This window comes from Acetobacter sp. (assembly GCF_022483985.1).
Lineage (GTDB): Bacteria > Pseudomonadota > Alphaproteobacteria > Acetobacterales > Acetobacteraceae > Acetobacter.
This window is the reverse complement of sequence record NZ_JAKVME010000001.1, coordinates 2,452,974-2,473,874: the sequence shown is the minus strand read 5'-3', so window position 1 is coordinate 2,473,874 and position 20,901 is coordinate 2,452,974. Positions and strand designations below refer to the sequence as shown.

19 protein-coding genes are annotated in these 20,901 nt (G+C 61.6%); 10 read left to right on the top strand and 9 right to left on the bottom strand.

The annotated features are described in order from the left end of the window. Nucleotides 1–45: 45 nt before the first annotated feature. From pstC to LKE90_RS10905, 8 genes are all read left to right on the top strand, one after another. The gene (gene pstC, locus LKE90_RS10940; protein ID WP_291492367.1) at nt 46–1,005 is read left to right on the top strand and encodes a phosphate ABC transporter permease subunit PstC; all 960 of its coding nucleotides are present in this window, start codon (nt 46–48) and stop codon (nt 1,003–1,005) included. A gap of 82 nt (nt 1,006–1,087) precedes the next feature. Then, nucleotides 1,088–1,909, top strand: coding sequence for a phosphate ABC transporter permease PstA (pstA, locus tag LKE90_RS10935; protein ID WP_291492394.1), 822 nt, complete (start codon nt 1,088–1,090; stop codon nt 1,907–1,909). Between the two features lie 37 nt (nt 1,910–1,946). Next, nucleotides 1,947–2,705 (top strand): phosphate ABC transporter ATP-binding protein PstB, encoded by a 759-nt coding sequence (gene pstB, locus LKE90_RS10930; RefSeq protein WP_407066072.1) that lies wholly within the window; start codon nt 1,947–1,949, stop codon nt 2,703–2,705. A gap of 13 nt (nt 2,706–2,718) precedes the next feature. Beyond that, nucleotides 2,719–3,420, top strand: coding sequence for a phosphate signaling complex protein PhoU (phoU, locus tag LKE90_RS10925; RefSeq protein WP_291492363.1), 702 nt, complete (start codon nt 2,719–2,721; stop codon nt 3,418–3,420). Nucleotides 3,421–3,427: 7 nt separating this feature from the next. Next, nucleotides 3,428–4,138 carry a phosphate regulon transcriptional regulator PhoB gene (gene phoB, locus LKE90_RS10920; RefSeq protein WP_291492361.1) on the top strand — a complete coding sequence of 237 codons (711 nt, stop codon included), beginning with the start codon at nt 3,428–3,430 and terminating at the stop codon, nt 4,136–4,138. A gap of 30 nt (nt 4,139–4,168) precedes the next feature. Then, a complete protein-coding gene (locus tag LKE90_RS10915; protein ID WP_291492359.1) occupies nt 4,169–5,359 on the top strand; it encodes a sensor histidine kinase in 1,191 nt (396 codons plus the stop codon). Between the two features lie 152 nt (nt 5,360–5,511). After that, nucleotides 5,512–6,528: a phosphate ABC transporter substrate-binding protein PstS gene (pstS, locus tag LKE90_RS10910; protein WP_291492358.1), complete on the top strand. Its 1,017-nt coding sequence runs from the start codon at nt 5,512–5,514 to the stop codon at nt 6,526–6,528. A 311-nt stretch (nt 6,529–6,839) separates the two neighbouring features. Beyond that, nucleotides 6,840–8,150 (top strand): DUF763 domain-containing protein, encoded by a 1,311-nt coding sequence (locus tag LKE90_RS10905; RefSeq protein WP_291492356.1) that lies wholly within the window; start codon nt 6,840–6,842, stop codon nt 8,148–8,150. A 263-nt stretch (nt 8,151–8,413) separates the two neighbouring features. Here the strand turns inward: LKE90_RS10905 and rplS are convergent, their stop codons facing one another. The 9 genes from rplS to LKE90_RS10860 all read right to left on the bottom strand — a co-directional run bounded on the left by rplS (nt 8,414) and on the right by LKE90_RS10860 (nt 17,402). Beyond that, nucleotides 8,414–8,812: a 50S ribosomal protein L19 gene (gene rplS / locus LKE90_RS10900; protein ID WP_291492354.1), complete on the bottom strand. Its 399-nt coding sequence runs from the start codon at nt 8,810–8,812 to the stop codon at nt 8,414–8,416. Further along, on the bottom strand, nt 8,809–9,537 hold the full coding sequence (trmD, locus tag LKE90_RS10895) for a tRNA (guanosine(37)-N1)-methyltransferase TrmD (RefSeq protein WP_291492351.1): 729 nt from the start codon (nt 9,535–9,537) through the stop codon (nt 8,809–8,811). Before trmD ends, rplS begins: the two co-directional genes overlap by 4 nt. After that, nucleotides 9,534–10,058: a ribosome maturation factor RimM gene (gene rimM, locus LKE90_RS10890; RefSeq protein WP_291492349.1), complete on the bottom strand. Its 525-nt coding sequence runs from the start codon at nt 10,056–10,058 to the stop codon at nt 9,534–9,536. The genes trmD and rimM overlap by 4 nt, the downstream gene beginning before the upstream one ends. Before the next feature lie 33 nt (nt 10,059–10,091). Then, complete coding sequence (gene rpsP, locus LKE90_RS10885; protein ID WP_291492347.1) at nt 10,092–10,442, bottom strand: 30S ribosomal protein S16; 351 nt, start codon at nt 10,440–10,442, stop codon at nt 10,092–10,094. A gap of 43 nt (nt 10,443–10,485) precedes the next feature. Next, complete coding sequence (gene ffh, locus LKE90_RS10880) at nt 10,486–11,898, bottom strand: signal recognition particle protein (RefSeq protein WP_291492346.1); 1,413 nt, start codon at nt 11,896–11,898, stop codon at nt 10,486–10,488. A gap of 597 nt (nt 11,899–12,495) precedes the next feature. Further along, nucleotides 12,496–13,116 (bottom strand): 3-isopropylmalate dehydratase small subunit, encoded by a 621-nt coding sequence (gene leuD, locus LKE90_RS10875; RefSeq protein WP_291492343.1) that lies wholly within the window; start codon nt 13,114–13,116, stop codon nt 12,496–12,498. A gap of 25 nt (nt 13,117–13,141) precedes the next feature. Further along, a complete protein-coding gene (leuC, locus tag LKE90_RS10870; protein WP_291492341.1) occupies nt 13,142–14,548 on the bottom strand; it encodes a 3-isopropylmalate dehydratase large subunit in 1,407 nt (468 codons plus the stop codon). A gap of 310 nt (nt 14,549–14,858) precedes the next feature. Beyond that, nucleotides 14,859–15,470 (bottom strand): methyltransferase family protein, encoded by a 612-nt coding sequence (locus LKE90_RS10865; protein WP_291492339.1) that lies wholly within the window; start codon nt 15,468–15,470, stop codon nt 14,859–14,861. A gap of 159 nt (nt 15,471–15,629) precedes the next feature. After that, nucleotides 15,630–17,402, bottom strand: a complete 1,773-nt coding sequence (locus LKE90_RS10860; RefSeq protein WP_291492337.1) for a tetratricopeptide repeat protein — start codon at nt 17,400–17,402, stop codon at nt 15,630–15,632. A gap of 388 nt (nt 17,403–17,790) precedes the next feature. Between LKE90_RS10860 and LKE90_RS10855 the strand changes: the two genes are divergently transcribed. Both LKE90_RS10855 and LKE90_RS10850 read left to right on the top strand, forming a co-directional pair. After that, entirely contained in the window at nt 17,791–18,624 is an 834-nt protein-coding gene (locus tag LKE90_RS10855; protein ID WP_291492392.1) for a uracil-DNA glycosylase, read from the top strand. 194 nt (nt 18,625–18,818) lie between these two features. Continuing rightward, on the top strand, nt 18,819–20,816 hold the full coding sequence (locus tag LKE90_RS10850; protein ID WP_291492335.1) for a lytic transglycosylase domain-containing protein: 1,998 nt from the start codon (nt 18,819–18,821) through the stop codon (nt 20,814–20,816). The last annotated feature ends 85 nt before the right edge of the window (nt 20,817–20,901 follow it).

Genomic DNA, 20,901 nt, shown 5'->3' with positions numbered 1-20,901 from the left:
ATAGTGCAGACGGACGGAACGGTTTCAGGGATATCACCAGAAAGCATGCAAAAGCCGGATAACGCGCTCGAAGCCCGGTCCCGCATGGACGGTGATTCCATTTTCCGCGGGCTGGTGACAGGGGCGGGCATCGGAGTCCTGCTCCTTCTCGGCGGGATCATTCTTGTCATGCTAGGTGGCGGGATGAAGGCGTTCCAGATTTTTGGAGCGTCGTTCTTCACGACCTCCATCTGGAATCCGGTCACACAGCATTTCGGCGCGCTCGCGCCTGTCTTCGGCACAATCGTCACAAGTCTGATCGGACTTGTCGTCGCGGTTCCGCTGGCTTTCGGTGCGGCTTTCTGGCTGACCCAGATGGCGCCTGCCCGGGTCTCCTTTGCTGTCGGCATGGCCGTGCAGCTCCTCGCCGCTGTCCCGTCGATCATCTTCGGCATGTGGGGCTTCTTCGTCATCGTGCCTCTGATCGCCCGTTATGTGCAGCCCACGCTGCATCACTGGTTCGGTCATGTCCCGCTTGTCGAAGCGCTCGTGGCGGGAGCGCCGTTCGGCACCGGACTGATGACGGGTGGCCTGATCCTCGCCGTCATGATCATGCCGTTTGTCACGGCGGTCATGTGCGACGTGTTCACCTCCATCCCGGCAGTGCTGAAGGAAAGCGGCTTCGGTCTTGGAGCCACGCGCTGGGAAGTCATGCGCAGCGTCATTCTGCCCTGGTCCAGGAGCGCGGTCGTTGGCAGTGTCGTGCTGGGCATGGGCCGTGCGATGGGTGAGACGATGGCGGTCACTTTCGTAATCGGCAATGCGAACAGGATCGGCTGGTCCCTGTTCGCGCCGGGTAACACCATTGCCTCCCTGATCGCGCTGGAGTTTCCCGAAAGTCCGGCAGGCAGCGTCAAGCTCTCGGCGCTGATGGCGCTGGGCGCCATCCTGATGGGCCTGTCGTTCATCGCGCTGGCAATTTCCCGTGTTCTGCTGGGTGTTTCCGGCAAGAAGGAAGGGCGCTGACATGGCGCAGCTCAAACAAGTGTCCCGGCAAGAGTCCCTTCCAGCCGTGAGTGATGGCTGGAAGGTTGACGGCTCTCTCGCGATGCGCCGTCATTTTATGGACCGGATGGCGACCGTGCTCAGCATCCTTGCGACGGCGGTGGCGCTGATCGCGCTGGGCTCGATCCTGTTCACTCTTGTCGTGCGCGGCGCGGGTGGGCTGTCGCTCATCACATTCACCCATTCAACTGCATCGCCCGGACTGAATGGCGGTCTGGCGAACGCCATCATCGGGAGTCTGATCCAGACGGCCGTGTCGATTCTCATCGGCGCGCCGATCGGCATGATGTGCGGTATCTATCTGGCCGATTACGGTCGCGGCTGGATGGCCAGCACCACGCGCTTCGTCTCGGACATGCTGCTGTCCGCGCCGTCCATTCTGATCGGTCTGTTCATCTACGAGCTGGTCGTCGTGCCGACAGGACAGTTCTCGGGACTTGCGGGCTCTCTGGCATTGGCCATTCTGGCGCTCCCCATCGTGGTCCGCACGACGGAAGATATGCTGCGTCTGGTGCCTGTGTCCCTGCGCGAGGCCGGTATCGGGCTGGGCGCTTCCAAGTGGCGTGTCATTCTCTTCATCTGTTTGCGTGCGGCGCGGACGGGCGTGCTGACTGGCGTGCTGCTGGCCGTGGCCCGTGTGGCGGGTGAAACCGCGCCGCTGCTGTTCACGTCTCTGGGGAATCTGGACTGGTCCGTCAGCCTGACCCGCCCGATGGCCAGTCTTCCGGTCACCATCTACCAGTATGCGGGCTCAGCGTTTGACGACTGGGTTCAACTCGCATGGACCGGCGCCCTGCTGGTCACGATGGGCGTCCTGATCATCAATATTCTTGTCCGTGTCGGCTTCGGCCGCAAGGGAGCATAAACGAATGACCACCCAGACAGACAGCGGACAGGCTGTGATGGAAAAACCGGCCATTTCTGTGAAGGGGCTCGATTTCTATTACGGAGAGCACAAGGCGCTTCGTAACATCTCCATGGATTTCGCCCGTCGCAAGGTCACGGGGATGATCGGTCCTTCCGGCTGCGGCAAGTCGACCCTGCTCCGTATCCTCAACCGGATGTATGACCTCTATCCCGGCCAGCGGGCGACCGGCGAGGTCGTCTTTGACGGGCGCAACATCATCGGTCCCGGCGTCGATCTCAACCGGTTGCGCGCCCGCGTGGGCATGGTTTTCCAGAAGCCGACGCCTTTTCCGATGTCGATCTATGACAACATCGCCTTCGGCGTGAAGCTGCATGAAAAGCTCTCCCGCTCCGAGATGGACGGGCGTGTCGAGGACGTGCTGCGACGCGTCGCCCTGTGGGCAGAGGTGAAGGATCGTCTGAAGGCTTCCGCGACCGCCCTGTCAGGCGGCCAGCAGCAGCGTCTCTGCATTGCCCGCACGATCGCAACCCGACCGGAAGTGGTTCTGCTTGATGAACCGACCAGTGCGCTCGATCCTGTCTCCACGGCGCGTATCGAGGAGCTTCTGGATGAACTCAAGAAAGAGTTTACCATCGCCATCGTGACGCACAACATGCAGCAGGCCGCACGCTGCGCGGATCAGGTTGCGTTCTTTTATCTGGGTGAACTCGTGGAAATGGACAGCACTGACCGGATGTTCACCGCGCCGAAAGAAACCCGGACGCAGGATTACATCACCGGCCGATTCGGCTGAGGAGAGCAGGGCGATGACTGAATCGACACATACCGTCAAAAGCTACGAGCAGGAGCTTGAGCATCTCGGCAGTCTGATGGCCCGCATGGGCGGTCTGGTCGAGCGCCAGACCGCACAGGCCGTCAAGGCCGTCGTGGATGGCGATGAGGAAGCGGCTCTGGAACCACCCGAGCTTGATCCGGAAGTCGACGAGCTGGAACGGGAGGCGGAGGCTCTGGCGATTCGTATTCTCGCCCTGCGCTCGCCGATGGCCGTCGATCTCCGCACCATTGTCGCGGCGCTGAAGATCACCGGCGATCTGGAGCGGATTGGCGATTATGCTTCCTCCATCGCCCGCCGCGCCATGAAGCTGGAGACGGAAGGCAACATCTCTCTGGTCGGACTGCGGAACATGGGTCATCTGGTGCAGAACAACCTGCGCCGCGCCATTGACGCCCTGACCACCAAGGACCGGGATGGCGCTGTCGCGGTCTGGCAGTCCGACACGGCGGTCGACGAACTCTACACGGCCATGTTCCGTGAGCTGATGACCTACATGATGGAAGATCCCCGCAATATCGGCACCTGCATCCATCTGCTGTTCGTGGCGAAGAATCTTGAGCGCATCGGCGACCATACGACGAACATCGCCGAACGCGTCTATTATGCCGTGACAGGTGAGATGCTCCCCGCCGTCCGCCCACGCGGCGGTCGTTCCTATCCTGCTGCTTCCTGAGGGCAGGATGTCGGAGACCTCCGGTAACAGCGGATTACGCATCCTTGTCGTGGAGGATGATCCTGCGTTGCAGGTCATGCTGCGCTACAATCTGGAAAAGCAGGGATACCGGGTCGAGGTTGCGGGCGACAGCGAAGCCGCGCAGGCTGCCTTCTCCAGCTTTCGTCCCGCTCTGGTCCTGCTGGACTGGATGCTGCCCGGCGGCGTGAGCGGTCTTGACCTGTGTCGGCGTTTTCGCGCCACGCCGGGGGGGCACGAACTGCCCATCATCATGCTGACGGCCCGTGCCGAGGAAACGGACGCCATCCGTGGCCTTGAGACCGGCGCGGATGACTATCTGACCAAACCCGTCAGCATGGCGACGCTTGAGGCCCGTATCCGCGCGCTCCTGCGCCGGACGCAGACACCGGCGGAGACGCTGGCGTTCGAGGACATCGTGCTGGATCTGGTCAAGCATCGTGTGGAGCGCGGCGGCCGCTCCGTGCAGCTTGGGCCGACGGAATTCCGTCTGCTTGAGTTCTTCATGCGTCGTCCCGGCCGGGTGTTCTCACGTGAGGAGATCCTCCGTTCGATCTGGGGCGAGAACATCCACGTCGAAATCCGCACTGTGGATGTGCATATCCGGCGGCTCCGCAAGGAGATCAATGGTCCCGACGAGAAGGATCTGATCCGCACCGTGCGTTCAGCAGGTTACGCTCTGGACAGCGAGGACGAATAACATCGCCGCGTTTGCCGGAAAGGACGGGAGATGACGGCGGCAGGCATCGCGGCCTGTCTGCTCCCTGTCTGGCTGATGGGGGGACTGGCCGGATGGTTCCTGCGGGGACGCAGCCTTTCACGGGTGCTGCCGGGCAGCCTGCGGGCGCGCAGGGAGGAGGTCGGCACCGCCTCGGTGTCTCTGGAGGAAGTGCTTGATCTGCTTCCTCAGGCTGCGGTTCTTCTGGACGGACATGGCGCACCCCGCTTCGCCAATATTGAAGCGCGTGAAGCGTTTGGCGATGCGCTCGGCACGATCATGCGTTACCCGGATGTGTTCTCATCCATGCGTCACCTCAATGGCGTAACGGTCCAGTCCAGCACCGAATTCGTTCTAACCGTGCCGGTGCGCCGGGTCGTGCGGGTCGATCTCCGCCTCCTTCCCGAACTGCTGGCAATCGGTCCGGCCCACATTCTGGCCATTCTGACGGACTGCTCGGACAGGGACGCCGTGGAGCGGATGCGTTCAGATTTCGTCGCCTATGCCAGCCACGAACTGCGCACGCCGCTGACAGCGCTGATCGGTTTTATTGAAACCCTGCGTGGCCCGGCCGCCGATGACCCGGTCGCCCAGCAGCAGTTTCTGACGATCATGGCGACGCAGGCGCACCGGATGCAGCGTCTGATCGAGCAGTTGCTGGAACTGTCCCGCGTGGAAATGCTTGAGCATCGCAAGCCACGTGGTGTCATGAATGCGAGACAGGTCGTCGAGCTTGTCCGCGATGAACTGGGTAGCCTTTGCGCAGCACGGCATGTCGAACTGGATGCTGACGCGGCCGACGTGATGGTCCCCGGCGATCAGGAGCAGATCATCCGGGTGCTTGTGAACCTCATTGAAAATGCTGTGAAATATGCAGGTGCGGACGGACGCGCCGTGAGAATCCAGCTCTCCGTCGCCCAGAAAGTGCTCCGTGGCCTTCCCGGCGTGGCCTTTGTTGTGGAGGATAACGGTGTCGGCATTGCCGAGGAACATCTGCCCCGTCTGACCGAGCGGTTCTACAGGGTGGAAGGACATCGCAATGCTTCCGGTTACGGACTGGGTCTGGCGATTGTCCGGCATATCGTGGATCGGCATGATGGCCATCTGGATATCGCCAGCCGGATCGGGCACGGTACGCGGTGCGAAGTCTGGCTGCCCTGCGTGCGGGAAGCGGTGCACAGACCGTCCTTGCAGGCCGGATAACGCCGTTCCTGTCGTCTGGACCTTATGACGTCAGTCTCCGGGAAGAGGAATTGTCATCAAGACATCATTTTCCCTCGTGGCCGTCGTGCGGTAGAGCGATGCATCGGCAGCCCTGTCCCATCGGCTGCTGCGCTATTTCAATGGAGTTGGGAATGCTCAACAAGACCCGTTTTCTTGCCGCCCTTCTGCTGACGGCAGCACCGGTTATGGTCCATCAGGCGCATGCCGCCGACATCACCGGCGCCGGTTCAAGCTTTGCCGCGCCGATCTATCAGGCATGGGGCGACGGCGCGAAGTCGGCAATTGGCGTTTCCCTGAACTACCAGAGCGTTGGTTCCAGCGCCGGTCAGAATCTGGTCACGGCCCGCACGGTTGATTTCGGCGCTTCTGACGCACCGATGGCTGACAGCAAGCTGGCTTCCGCCGCTCTTTATCAGTTCCCGACGGTCATTGGCGGTATCGTGCCGATCGTCAACATTCCGGGTGTTGCGTCCAACCAGCTGAAGCTGAGCGGCGCAGTCCTCGCAGAAATCTATCTCGGCAAGATTTCCAACTGGAATGACCCGAAGATCGTGGCCCTCAACCCGGGTGTCTCTCTGCCGGATACCGCCATTGCGCCCGTGCATCGCGCTGATGGCTCCGGCACGACCTTCGTGTTCACATCCTACCTGACCAAGATGTCCGCTGACTGGAAAGATCAGGTCGGCGCGGCGACGTCCGTTCAGTGGGCTGGTGGTGCTGGCGCACGTGGCAATGACGGTGTTGGTTCGTCTGTGCGTGCAACCGAGGGCGCTATCGGCTACGTCGAGTATGCCTATGCCCGTCGCAACAGCATCCCGACGGCCCAGCTTCAGGACAAGGACGGCGAATTCGTCTCTCCTGATCTCGGCAGCTTCTCCGCCGCTGCGGCCTCGGCCGACTGGGATCATGCCTCGCACTTCGCTGTCGATCTGCTGAACGGCGCTGGCAAGAACGTGTGGCCGATCGTCTCCGCGACGTTCGTTCTGGTTCCGACCAACCCGAAAGACGCTGGTCGCGCCGCGGCTGTCTACAAGTTCTTCGATCATTCTTTCCGCACAGGCGATGTCACGGCGCAGAAGCTCGACTACGTTGCTCTGCCTGAGAGCGTGAAGCAGAAGATCGAAGCCGGTTATCCGGGCAAGAAATAAGATTTTGCCCACTCGCTCCGGGCTGCGGCCCGGAGCGTCCTGAATCGGTCTGGATTCTCGTCGGGGGTGTTTCTGCAACTGTTTCTGAAACAGGCGTGGATCGCCTCAGGCGTCTTTCGCTCTCACCCGTCCCATTTCCTGTTCAGTCGACCGGAATGACGGCCATTTATGTGAGGGGCCCTGTCCTGTCCGTTGGTCAGCAGAGCTGCTCTGAAGCGTCAGTCGGACGCATCCCGTCGCTGATGTGCGATATCAAACATCATCAATAGCTGATAACCTGCCCGACAGTACGGAAGCAGGATGAAGTGACCATGACGCGTCGATCCGGAAGCGCCGACATGCCGCTGCATGGCGGACGTGTGCCACAGTGGCTCGCGGATCGGATGAGCAGTCTGGGTGCCGTGATCACACAGGCGATTGTCCATCATTACGGACGCGATGAATTTCTGCGGCGTCTGGCCCATCCATTCTGGTTCCAGTCCTTCGGCGCTGTCATGGGCATGGACTGGCATTCGTCCGGTATTACAACGAGTGTCATGGGGGCTCTGAAACGTGGGCTGGCGCCCTTGTCTGGCGAACTGGGCCTGCATGTGTGCGGCGGCCGGGGACGGCATTCCCGCAATACGCCGGATGAGCTGACGGCCGTTGCCGACCTGACCGGTCTGGATGGCGCAGCGCTGGCGCGTGCGAGTCGTCTGGTCGCCAAGGTGGACAGCGCCGCGGTTCAGGACGGGTTTGATCTGTATCTGCACAGCTTCGTTCTCGCGGATGATGGCCGCTGGGTGGTCGTGCAGCAGGGAATGAACGGGGAAAGCCGTTATGCCCGCCGTTATCACTGGCTGTCGGAAGGGCTGACCAGCTTCGTCGCTGATCCTCACAGCGCCATTGACGGAAAACCGCTGGGGAATATCGTCAATCTTGCGGACAAACGCGCCGACAGGAGTCGTGTCGCGCAACTGGACCTGCTGCGTGATCTGGGGCCGGACAGGGTGGCGCGTGAAGTATCCGCCCTGAGAGCCGCCGAGCAGAACGCCCCGGAGCAGGGGATGCTGCCGCATCTGGTCATGCCGGAACATCATGATGTGCGCTCTGGCGACGTGATGCTCCGTCGCCTGCACGGTGCTCTCGCCGCAGCGGCGGACCGTGGGCCGGAGGACTTTCAGGATCTGCTGCTGACGCCGGGCGTGGGAGCCCGAACCGTGGAAGCACTGGCGATGGTGGCGGAGGTTGTGCATGGAGCGCCCTGCCGCTTTGCCGATCCCGCCCGTTTTTCCATGGCGCATGGTGGGAAAGACCGTCACCCTTTTCCTGTGCCGACGGACGTGTATGACCGCACCATCGCCATGCTGAAAGGCGCTGTGGAACAGGCCAGTCTGGGAAATGACGAACGGCTTGAGGCCATCCGCAGGCTGGACGCTCAGGCACGACGTCTGGAGCAATGGGTGTCGGGTCCATCGCTTGATGAACATATTGCGGCTGAAAGGGCGCAGTCCCATACATATGGTGGTCGGAGTGTGTTTGGCTGGGAATCGCCACCAAAGGTAAAGCCGACACGTCTGCGAGCCGCGTCAACGGCGACCGAGAGAAAACGCAGACCTCCACGTTTTGCCCTGACTCCGTAAATGGAAGGGAGGGCATCGGTTGTCCGCATTGCTGAATGAACTGTGATTTTGTGCGGAGAGATGCGGCACTCTGACGGGATTCGGTCAGAAGCCGTAAGGTTCACGCTGTATTTCAGGAAATCGGGGCAAGGGATCAGAGCCTGATCGCTCGCCATAGTGTCAGTCATCGGCGATGACTGACACAACGCTGTCACGACAGCATTGTGCAAACCAGTCTCTCCGGAAGCCCTGATAAGGGGACTCCCGGAGAGAAACCATATGGATCAGGCGCTGGCTTTTGCCTTGGCTGCCGGAGCCGCCGTGTCACGGGGACGCTCGGCGATACGGGCGGACTTGCCGCTACGGCCACGCAGATAATACAGCTTCGCACGACGCACCTTGCCGCGACGGACGACGACGATTTCAGAAAGCGTCGGCGAGTAAAGCGGGAATACACGCTCCACGCCTTCACCGTTGGAAATCTTGCGAACCGTGAAGTTGCTGTTCAGGCCCTTGTTGGAGCGGGCGATGACAACGCCTTCGTAAGCCTGAACGCGCTCGCGCTCGCCTTCCTTGACGCGGACGGACACGCGAACGGTGTCGCCAGCCTGGAACTCAGGCACTGCGCGGATCGTGGTGAGGCGGGCGATTTCGTCGGCCTCGTACTGCTGGATGATGTTCATAGGGACTGTCCTTCCTGAACGGATGGTCTGGAACTGTGCGACAGATGGGCTGCCCACAGGTCGGGCCGACGCTCGCGCGTGACCCGCTCGGATTGATCGCGCCGCCAGCGGGCGATGGCCGCGTGGTTTCCGGACAGAAGGACGTCCGGCACCGTACGGCCCTGCCATTCGGCGGGGCGGGTATAGAGAGGGTATTCAAGAAGACCGTCGGAAAAGCTTTCCTCGACACCGCTTTCCGCAGAGCCCATGACGCCGGGCAGCAGCCGCACGCAGGCATCCAGCAGCACCAGCGCCGCCGTCTCCCCGCCCGAAAGCACATAATCGCCGATCGAGACCTGCTCGATGGAGCGTGCTTCCAGAACGCGTTCGTCCACCCCTTCGTAACGCCCGCAAAGCAGGGTCACGCCCGGTCCCGCCGTGTAACGACGGATATCGGCCTGAGTCAGAGGACGGCCACGCGGGGTCAGATAGACGCACGGAGCGCCATCCTGCCGAGAGACGGAGGCCAGCGCCGTATCCACCACGTCCGCACGCATCACCATGCCTGCACCACCTCCGAAAGGTGTGTCGTCCACGGCGTTATGACGTCCGAGCCCGAAGGCCCGTAGATCGCGCACATCGCAGTTCCACGTTCCGTTCTCCAGAGCCCGACCGGCCAGCGACTGGCCGAGCGGTCCCGGAAACATCTCGGGGAACAGGGTGAGGATCGTCGCCGTCCAGCTCATGCCTTTTCCCTTTTCGGCGTCTGCTCTTCCTCACCGATCACCTCGACCGGTCGCACGACTGTCATGCGGCGGCTGGGAAAATCGATTTCGGGAACACAGACCCTGGAGAAAGGCACGATCAGGCCGGTATCGAGTTCGAGACTCGTGCCCGCGCCATAATCATGCACCGTGACGACCCTGCCGAGCGAAACTCCGTCTTCCACAGCGTCCAGACCAAGCAGGTCACTGTGATAGAACTCTTCTTCGTCCGGCTCGGGCAGCACGTCACGGCTGACATAGAGCTTGCGGTTGACCAGCGCCTGCGCCGCCGTCCGGTCGGCAAGCGGCTTTCCCTGCGCGTCGCGCAGTTCCGCCACACCGCCCGAACGCCAGCTCAGCGTCCAGCGATCGCCACGATCGTCCGTCAGCACACCATAGGAGACGAGCGAGTCCTCATCGGCGGCGTAGCTGTGCACATGCACAAGCCCGCGCACACCGTGCGGCCTCCCTATCACTCCAATCTGGATGCGTGCGTCGTTCATGGCGAGAAAGCGTCTTCCGGTCTTTCTTCAGCCTCAGGCTGCGGCTTCAGCAGCAGCGGCAGCGGCTTTCGCACGAGCCTGCGCCTTCTTCTTCGGCGCTGCCTGCTTCGGCTGCTCGTTCCAGGTCGGCTTGGCGATCAGGCCGGCGTTGCCAAGGAAGCGGGCAACGCGGTCGGTCGGCAGGGCGCCCTGTGACAGCCAGTGCGTGATGCGCTCGTTGAGCAGCTTCACGCGCTCGGCGTGGTCGGACGGCAGCATCGGGTTGTACGCGCCAACCTTCTCGATGAAGCGACCATCGCGCGGTGAACGGCTGTCGGCGATCACGATGTGGTAGTAAGGACGCTTCTTTGCACCAGCGCGTGCAAGGCGGATTTTGAGGCTCATTCAACTACTCCGGTAAAGCCAGAAAAAGAAAAAAGGGGACAGGTCAGCCGAAGGGAGGCCGGCCACCGGGACCACCGGGGTAGCCGCCGGGGCCTCCCGGCATGCCGCCCCCGGACATGAGCGCGGAGGCCTGTCGCATCAGGCCTTTCAGCCCGAGCTTGTTGACCCGCTTCATCATGGTGGACATGTCATCGAACTGCTTGAGCAGCTTGTTGACGTCCTGAACTGTGGTTCCAGACCCGGCGGCGATACGCTTCTTGCGCGACGCCTTGATGATGTCGGGCGTCTTGCGCTCCGCCTTGGTCATGGAGGAAATGATGGCCTGATGCTTCTTGAAGATCGTGGTGTCGAGCTTCTTCTCGTCCACCATGTCCTTCATCTTGCCCATGCCCGGCAGCATCCCGAGGATGCCCGAGATCGAGCCCATCTTCTGGATCTGCTTGATCTGCGACACATAGTCGTCGAGATCGAACTTGCCGGCCATCATCTTCTTGGCCAGCCGCTCTCCCTCTTCCTGATCGAGCGTATCGGCAGCTTTTTCGACCAGTCCGGCGATGTCGCCGAGGCCGAGGATACGGCCCGCGACACGCTCCGGATGGAACTCTTCCAGCGCGTCCAGCTTTTCGCCCGAGCCGGTCAGCTTGATCGGCGCGCCGGTGATCGCACGCATGGAAAGGGCTGCGCCGCCACGGGCGTCACCATCCATACGGGTCATGACAACGCCGGAAACGCCAACGGCCTCGTTGAACAGCTTGGCCGTGTTGACGGCGTCCTGACCCGTCATCGCATCGACGACGAGCAGCGTTTCCGCCGGGTGCGTGACGTCACGGATCTGACGGACTTCGTCCATCAGCGCTTCGTCGATGGACAGACGGCCCGCCGTATCGAGGATGACGACGTCATAGCCTTCTCGGCGTCCCGTATCCATCGCACGGTTAGCGATCTCGACCGGCGTCTGGCCAGTGATGATCGGCAGCGACGCCACCTTCGCACGCTCGGCGAGCTGCTGGAGCTGGAGCTGGGCGGCGGGACGCTGCGTGTCGAGCGAGGCCAGCAGCACCTTCTTGCGCTCGCGGGTGGCGAGACGCATGGCGATCTTGCCGGATGTGGTGGTCTTGCCCGAGCCCTGTAGACCGACCATCAGGATCGGCACAGGCGCGGCTGCGTTCAGGTTCAGGGGAACAGCGCCCGCGCCGCCAAGGGCATCGATCAGCGCATCATTGACGATCTTGGCGACAGCCTGACCGGGAGAGATGCTTGCCAGCACTTCCGCGCCGACCGAACGCTCCTTGACCTTGTTTACGAAGTCCTTGACGACCGGAAGCGCGACGTCGGCCTCCAGCATCGCCAGCCGAACCTCGCGCATGGCCTCCGCAACGTCGGCCTCGGTCAGCGTGCCACGCTTGCCGAGATCGCCAATAACGCCGGAAAACTTGTCGGACAGAGATTCGAACAAGAACCGTTTCCCCAAAAGAATACGCGCCACTGCGCGAACACTCGCGAGGTGGCGTGACTTATATGTGGAGATGGTTCCTACGCGCAGGGGAAAGATGAGTCAAATGGAATCGGTGGAGAGATGACGGTCAGTTGGCTGCAGTCCGACCGAGCCTCCTCTTTCTCTGGATGCCGCCCATTGGTCGGACGCCTGTATATAAGCGTCCGCGTTTCCCAGTGAGGTTCAGAATTTACCTGTAGAGGGAGAAGGCGAGAGGATATGGATTGCTGACATGAATATGCGAGCACGTCTATCACGCTCGCTGACGTCTTCTGTTTCATCAGAAGGAGCGTCCGGAAGACTGTCTGCTTCCGTTGTGCCCGCAGGGCTTTGCCCTTCACCTGAAAGAGGTCTGGTCCTTCCGGTTGGGGGGATTGACGGGGCGCTGCCCTGAACCCCGCCAAAGGCGCGCCTTTGGAAACCGTTTGCTCTCAACAGATTGGGGTCAAGAGCCTGCATGACTTCTGTAAAGGTCAGCCAGTATGGTGTGTTGCATCACGTGCCGGGCGCTTTGACCGCCGGTCAGCACGGTCAAAACCCAAACAGGGATGCTTCAGTTCAGACAGCGATTTTCGGGAACCAGGGCTCGTCCTGTTGTCTTTTGGCTTCGAAGGTTTCGATCGCGTTTTCACGCTTCAGCGTCTGGCCGATATCATCCAGTCCTTCAAGCAGCAGATGCTTGCGGAACGGATCGATCTCGAAGCTGATTTCCTGTCCGTCCGGGCGGATGACCACCTGACGGGCCAGATCGACCGTGATCCGGCTGTTTGAACCCTGCGAGGCGTCGCCCATCAGCATATCGCAGACTTCACGCGGCAGGCGGATCGGCAGGATGCCGTTCTTGAAGCTGTTGTTGAAGAAAATATCGGCAAAAGATGGGGCGATCACGCAGCGGATGCCGAAATCCAGCAGCGCCCAAGGCGCATGCTCACGGGACGAGCCGCAGCCGAAATTCTCGTGGGTCACAAGAATTTCCGCCTTCCGGTAAGGTTCCCTGTTCAGCACGAAATCCGGGTTTTCAGAGCCATCCGGACGATAGCGCATGCCGTCGAAGGCATGCACGCCAAGGCCGGTGCGCTTCGTCGTCTTGAGGAAGCGGGCCGGAATGATCTTGTCCGTGTCGATATTGGCCTCGGGCAGAGGTGCCGCGATGGCCGTCAGAGTGGTGAATTTCTCCATCGGTCTTCGTCCTTCTCTGCCGAAATCAGTTCGTAAGCTCGCGGGCGTCGGTCAGCACGCCGGTCACCGCCGCCGCCGCCGCCATCGCAGGCGACAGCAGGTGCGTCCGTCCGCCCGGACCCTGACGTCCTTCGAAATTACGGTTGGATGTGGAGGCGCAACGCTGTCCCGGCGTCAGTCTGTCCGGGTTCATGCCGAGGCACATGGAGCAGCCAGCCTCACGCCACTCGAAACCGGCGTCGAGAAACACGCGGTCCAGCCCTTCTTCCTCGGCCTGCGCCTTCACCAGACCGGAACCCGGCACGATCATGGCGCGTACGCCGTCGGCGACCTTGCGGCCTGCCGCGACGGAGGCCGCCGCTCGCAGATCCTCGATGCGGCTGTTGGTGCAGGAGCCGATGAACACCACATCGACAGGCGTTCCGGCGATCTTCTGACCAGCCTTCAGGTCCATATAGTCCAGCATGCGGACCATCTGCGCCCGTTTCGCCTCATCGGGTTCATCTGCCGGGTCCGGCACCGTGCCGTTGATCGGCAGCACGTTCTCGGGGCTGGTGCCCCATGTCAGGCACGGCTCGATCTCTTCCGCCCGCAGGGTGATTTCCGTGTCATAGACAGCGCCTTCATCGGCGGCGAGCGTCTTCCAGTAGGCCACGGCCTGATCGTAGCCTTCACCCTTGGGGGCGAAGCGACGGCCTTTCACATACTCGAATGTCGTCTCATCAGGCGCAATCAGACCGGCGCGCGCACCAGCTTCGATGGCCATGTTGCAGACCGTCATGCGGCCCGCCATGTCCAGCCCGCGAATGGCGGAGCCACAGAATTCGATGACATGACCCGTGCCGCCTGCCGTGCCGATCCTGCCGATGATCGCCAGCACCACGTCTTTCGCCGTCACGCCGGGAGCAAGCTGACCCTCGACGGCGATTTTCATGTTTTTGGCGGGCTTCTGCAGGATGGTCTGCGTCGCCATCACATGTTCGACCTCGGACGTGCCGATGCCGAACGCCAGAGCGCCCATCGCACCGTGCGTGGAGGTATGGGAATCGCCGCAGACGATGGTCATACCCGGCAGCGAGATGCCCTGCTCGGGACCGACCACATGCACGATGCCCTGATTGGCCGACAGCAGCGGGAAATACGGAACGCCGAATTCGCGGACGTTGCGCTCCAGCGTCTCGATCTGGTTGCGACTTTCTGGTTCCTCGATCGGCTGGGTGCGATCGGAGGTCGGGACGTTATGGTCCACTACGGCGATCGTGTTTTCCGGGTGACGCAGCTTGCGACCAGCCAGACGCAGCCCCTCGAACGCCTGCGGGCTGGTGACTTCATGCACAAGGTGACGGTCGATGTACAGGATGGCGGTCCCGTCCTCAAGGGTATCGACAACGTGGTTGTCCCAGATTTTGTCGAACAGAGTACGCGGTGACATGGCCAATCCTGATTATTCCGAAATTGAAGCAGACCTTTGCCTCCCGGCCATGCGGACCGTCAAGTTCGGTCTTGCACAATGATGATGTGCGCAGGGCATGGGCGGCGAGAAGCACACTCTATTATAGCATGAGAACAGCGCCTTCGATATTCCGATCTTTATATGGTGATCGCTGTGTAAAAGAGGACACAGCGTTATTTCGGGTTTCGTCGCCTGTTTATTTTAACAGACTGGGTCAGGGGCCAGAATGGCGATGGCGTCGACCGGACAGGAATCCAGAAGAAAAGCGTCTGAAAATGGCAGGACGTCATCAGAACAGAAACGGGATGAGCTTCCATTTTACCTCTTGTGACCAGTCCACCCATTCGCTGGTCTCAAGCATCTTTTCTTCAGCCTTGATCCGCATGAGCTGCATCCACCAGGTGAAAAGGAGGACGGCAGTATTATGGAAGGTGGGATATTGCAGCAGAAAGGCCGCCTGCATCAGAAGATAGCCAGCATACATGGGATGACGGATAATCCGGTAGGGACCGTTGGTTTTTAGCCCCCGTGAGGCCGCGATGATCCCGAAACTTCTGCGAAGACACAGCTTTGCAGAAAGGCTGAGCAGGATACCGGCCAAGGCCAGACCGCCGCAGAGCACGCGAGGGAGGAGCGGCGCGACATGCGGTGTCGCGACGACCAGCAGGCTGGCGTATGTTCCCAGTACAGCAACGAGCCAGTCGCGCCAGTGCGGGCTGACCGAACCGGGCTGACGTATGACCGTAAAGGTGATGTCGAGAAGAGCCTCTGCCATGTAAAGGCACGCCACAAAATTATGCGTGACAAAGACGGGTGTGAAATTCGCAAAAATGAAATAGCAGCCGACAGCAAGGAGCAGGAATTTCTCGCTCCGCTCAATCAGGGGTGTAACAGACGTCATGGAGGCAGACATATTTCACCGCTGATGAGGACACCCCTCGCTATGAAACATGGCGGTAAATATTTGATTGCCCGAACCGGCAGGAAACACCCGGTCTAAATATTATAAATAGACAGGATGTCGCAGACGGGAGCCTGCTGAGAAATGTCGCCGCTCCTGTTACGGAGAGGCGACAGTGTCCATAATGGGAAAGTGTGTTTTGATGTCCGCCGTTCTGGCAAACTCTAGGGCCGACTGGATACGCTTCAGATCGTCAGGTTCGGGCTTCAGGCCCAGCGCGACATTCCATTGATCAACCGCCTCGGTTTTCCGGCCGAGATTCCAGTACGCAACGCCAAGGTGATAATTCACCTCCGGATCAAGCGGTGTCTGTTCGGCGGCCCGTTCGATCAGCGCCGCGCCATGGGGCAGATCGCCTGAGCGCAGCAGAACCCAGCCCAGACTGTCGCGGATCGCGGCGTCATCGGGGTCAAGGGCAAGAGCGCGTTTGAGCAGTTCGGTCGCTTCGTTCAGATGCAGACCGCGCTGCGCCCAGCCATAGCCGAGAAAGTTCAGCAGCAGAGGCTCATCGGGCACCATCCTGCGGGCTTCCTGTAGATCCGCTTCCGCTTTCGGCCAGTTGTTGGTGCGTTCATAGGCCGCAGCCCGTTCGAACAGCAGAGTCCAGTCGAGAGACTGGCTGGCGCGGGCATTGGTGATGGCCTTGCTGAACGCATCAATTGCTGCGGGCCAGTCCTTGCTTTCCGAGAGGATCGTGCCGAGCGAGCGGATGGGCAGCACGAGGTTCGGGGCGTCGTGGGACAGATGCTCCAGCGCCTTGCGCGCGTCCGCATGATTGCCGAGCTGATCTTCCAGCATGGCCACGCGATATTGTGCGACGCGTGTCAGGGGATTGGTGTCGGGCAGATCCTTCAGAACGGCGATGGCGATGTCCTTGTGTCCCAGACTCTCCTCGATCTCCGACAGCATCAGACGGGCGATGGCCAGTGTCGGGTCAAGGGTCAGCGCCATGCGCAGCATCATCGCCGAGGCGATGTTGATCTGCTGCATGCTGTCCACTTCCGGCGCGTGAAGGGCCTGCTGCCGAAGGATGAAGGCGACCAGTACATAAGCATGCGCCACGCCATCGCGGGCGGTCGGCACGGGAGGGGTGTCGATGGCCGCCTGCAATTCGGGCTCGGCGAGGGACAGGACGGTATCGCTGCCGGTTGCCGCCCGCAGAAGCGTACGGGCTTCACTCTGATGCCCGGTCTGCCACAGAAGGTTGGCGCGCGCCCTGTTGATGAGCAGATCGCTCGCGGGGAAGAGCTGGTTGGCCCTGTCGAACAGCATTCTGGCCTGCCCGGTGTTTCCGGCGAGGAGGGCGATCAGTGCGGCATGGCCGACATAGAATGGCGCTGCTGGCGATGTGCTGTGCTTCGACGATGTGAGAAGCGCTATCGCATCCGGGTATTTTTTCTCGCCAGCCAGACACCATGCCTGCAGAAGGGGAGAGAGAATGTTGGTCAGGGCGTCGGAAGGCATGCTCCGATAGGCTTCTGCCGCATCCTGCCAGCGATCATGCAGCACGGCGTCGTTGCCGAGGACGAAGGCTGTCAGGATGCTGCGTCCACCGGCCTTCGCCAGAGTCTGGCGCGCCAGATCCACGGCGTTGGGAGCGCCGGCCAAAGCCGCTTCCGAGAAGGCCTGCCGGAGCAGTTCCATATTGTCGGGGTCTTTGGCCAGAGCCGCGCTGTAGGCCTGAGCGGCGGTGGCGTAATCATTGGCCCGCGCAGCCACGAGCCCCACCAGAAAATCCGGCGCATCAATCGGTGTAAACGGAGCCGCCTCCACCTTTGGTGAGCCCGTCGGCGTCTTCTGTCCCGCGGCTATCGCGCTGCTGGACAGAAGAGAAGCCAGCAGCAGGGCGGAGAAGGCGGGACGGATTGGCATGATGGTGACGGGCCTCTGACGATGTGTGAATGGGACGGTGGCGTCCCATGACTGTAACGGTCATGGAAAAGACTTAACCCGGCAAGCGTGATCGGCCAACCACGAGCATATGTGACTGATGAAGTTTGAAAAAGGATGGATGACGGGCAGGTTGCCCCGGTGCTTTTTCCTGACGCCGCGTTCACAGGCATGGAGGCAGGAAGAATCCTGTCCGGCTGTAGTTTTGGGGAAGTATGGCCGATAGGTCCTGACGGGCTGATTTGCTCTGCTGTCCGGTCAGCCATGCTCCGGCTTTCTCATATGGAAAAGGAGGCTTTACGGAGAGGAGGACGGACGGCCTCTTTTTCTCTATAGGAGTAAGGCAGAAGGTGTGGAGAATCTGGTGACGATGGACGCTGGTGCGGTTGCGGCGCTGCTGGAGTTGCAGATCGAGTGGGGCGTTGATGTCCTGCTTGATGAGGAGCCCCACGACCGGTTTGCCGAGTGGGAAGCCGAGCGGGTGGCCCGGCAGACGGCTGCGCCGGTGGTTGAGCGTGCCGCAGAGTATGCTGAACGGCGACCGCTCCCTGTCCGCGAAGAACTGCCTGCTCCGGCCGCGGCGCTCTCGGCGGCTCCTGAAGCGACGCTCCGGGCGCTGGGCGGACTCGCGACTATCGAGGCGTTGGAAAAGGCCATTGACGGGTTTGTGGCCTGCAACCTGAGAGGGACGGCGACCCATACCGTCCTGCCGCGTGGTCCGGTCGGAGCGAGGGTGATGGTGATCGGAGATGCGCCAGATGCCGACGAAGACAGGAGTGGTGTCGTTTTTTCGGGGGAATCCGGAGGATTTCTGACCCGTATGCTCGCCTCGATCGGGCGGACGCGTGAAGAGATGATTCTGGCTCCGGCGATTCCGTGGCGTCCACCGGGCGGACGGCCTCCGTCTCCCGTCGAGGTTGCGCAGTGCCTGCCGATGCTTCTCAGGAGTATAGCGCTTTACCAGCCTGAAAGACTGCTTCTGTGCGGAGGGCTGGCGACCCGGATGATCCTTGGTCCGGACATCAATCCTGCCCGGGCGCGGGGGAGTTGGCGCATGACCGCATGGGGGGCGGAAGGAGGGGTGCAGAAGCCTGTCATGGCGATGCGACACCCCTCACAGTTGCGGGCGGGCGCGACGGCTCGCCGTCAGATATGGGATGATATGTTGTTACTTGCGGTAACACTCGATGATGCTGTGAATTAAGTCACGTAATGATGGAATAATGAACAGTGATTCACAGGATTAGTCTCAGGTAGAAGCATCTTTCTACCATGTGTGACAAACACGGGAATTCAAGCGTTTACAAGGGATATTCCTGCGTGACGCTTCTCTGTTCCCGTGTGATGATTGTCAGCAAACTTGCATTTTGCAGTGGGAACTTATAGACCCCCGCCACCATGCGAGCCATAGGTCATATTTCCCACTCGATCGCCGCCAGGTTTCTGCTTGCCGGCGCTGCCTTGCTGACGGGAGCATCCTTCGCCAGTGCGCGGCCGCTACCGGTTTCCCCTGACGAAGGAGGTTCCCGGTCTTCGGCGCGGTCATCCCATGATGGCCATGGCAGCGATGAGGTGGCCATGGCTGTGTCGCGTCTGCCCTATGGCGGGCCTGACGATGCGGGTGTCTCCCTGCCACGGCCGCTGTCTTCCGACATGGCGACCCTCGTGCGGGCCATTTTCCGGCTTCAGCGCCAGAGCGCTTTCAGCGAGGCTCTGGCCAGCACGACGCGCCTGACCGACACCACCCTGCTGGCCGACATTCTGGCCGAAAGATTTCTCAACCCATCCTATCATCCCACTGCCTCGGAGATGAGACGCTGGCTGCATGATCACGCCGACATGGCGGATGCACCGGCGGTCTATAGCCGCCTGTCATCGGTTTCCGAGCGTGGCGCGCCGCTGCCTCCCGCGCCGTCTCTCGCCATGCTGGGCGGAGCGCGCGCCGGGAGCGTCAATGGGTCGATGGAACGGGCGTTCACACGCAATGTCCTGCTGGACCGCACGGTCATGGAACGCGCCACAACGGGCGCAAAAGGCGCTGAAAGCGCCCTGCATCTGATCGCGATCACACCGGGCATGACGCCTCCTTACGCGGCGCAACTGGGTGGCGAGGTCGCTCAGGCGCTGCTGAGTCAGGGAGCCTTCGCGGCTGCGGAAAAAACCGCGCGTGAGGCGCTCCGTCGCGGCAATGAAAAGGTTGGTTTCCCCGCCTATATGGCCGGGCTCGCGGCCTGGTCGCAGGGACGCAGGGCGGAAGCCGTCGTCCTGTTCGAGAAAGCCTCCCGTGCGCCGCTCGTGACGCCAGAGCTGATTTCCGCAGCGGCTTTCTGGGCGGCCCGTGGTCACCAGGAACTGGGCGAGATGACCTCTTTCCGTCCGTGGCTTCAGCGGGCGCAGGCGGCTCCGACCAGCTTTTACGGTCTGCTGGCGCGGCGGATGATGGAGCGCGTGCCGCATCATGTCATGCGTGAAGGCGCAGTGCAGGACGCGAGCCTCGAACTGTCGGCGGATGCGGCGCCTTCCGAACCCCTGTTGACGGAAATCGACGTGGAGGCTGTGGCCGCCACTTCGGTCGGGCATCGCGTCTTCGCCCTGTTGCAGGTGGGCGAGCAGGAGCGGGCGGAGCAGGCGCTGCGCCGCTACTGGCCGCAGATTGTGCGTGACACCGCTCTGGCGCAGTCCTTCCAACTGGTGGCCGCTGCCGCCGGATTGAACGATCTGGCGCTGGAAATGGCGGATTCCATTCAGGCGATGGAACAGTCTTCCGGCAGGCATGGCGAGCGTCTGCCGCTGCCAGCCCTGCATCCGCGTCACGGTTTCACTGTCGATCCGGCGCTGGTCTATGCGCTGACCCGTCTGGAATCCAATTTTGATCCCGGCGCTGTGTCCGGTGCGGGTGCGCATGGCCTCATGCAGATTCAGCCCGGCACGGCAGGCTTCGTCACGGGGCAGGCTGACCGGTTTGCGTCCTCGCCGCAGGTGCTGCATGACCCAGGTCTGAATCTGGAAATCGGTCAGCGCTATGTGAAGTATCTGGCGCATCTGAGCTGGGCAGGGCAGGCGGCGCCGGATGGCGGTGACCTCATTCGCCTGCTGGCCAGCTACAATGCCGGACCGGGTGCGATCTCTCACTGGGAGACAAGCGCTGGCGTGTCAGAGGACCCGCTGCTCTATATGGAGCGGCTGCCCAATGCTGAGACGCGGGCCTACGTCACGCAGGCTTTCTCCTATCTCTGGACCTACGCGGATCGCCTCAACCTGCCGACGCCCTCTCTGGAATCGCTGGCGGACGGTGAATGGCCGGGCTTTGGTCCGGAACTCAAGCTCGCGGCTCCAGCCTCCGCCCCGGCGCGTCTGCATCTGGCCTCAGCGAATATCTCTCCGACCATTCACTGATCTGCCTGCGCCCGTAAGGGATCACAGATTCCCCCGCTCCCTTGTTAATTTAACTGATCGGGATCAAAGGGGCCACGTCCCTTTG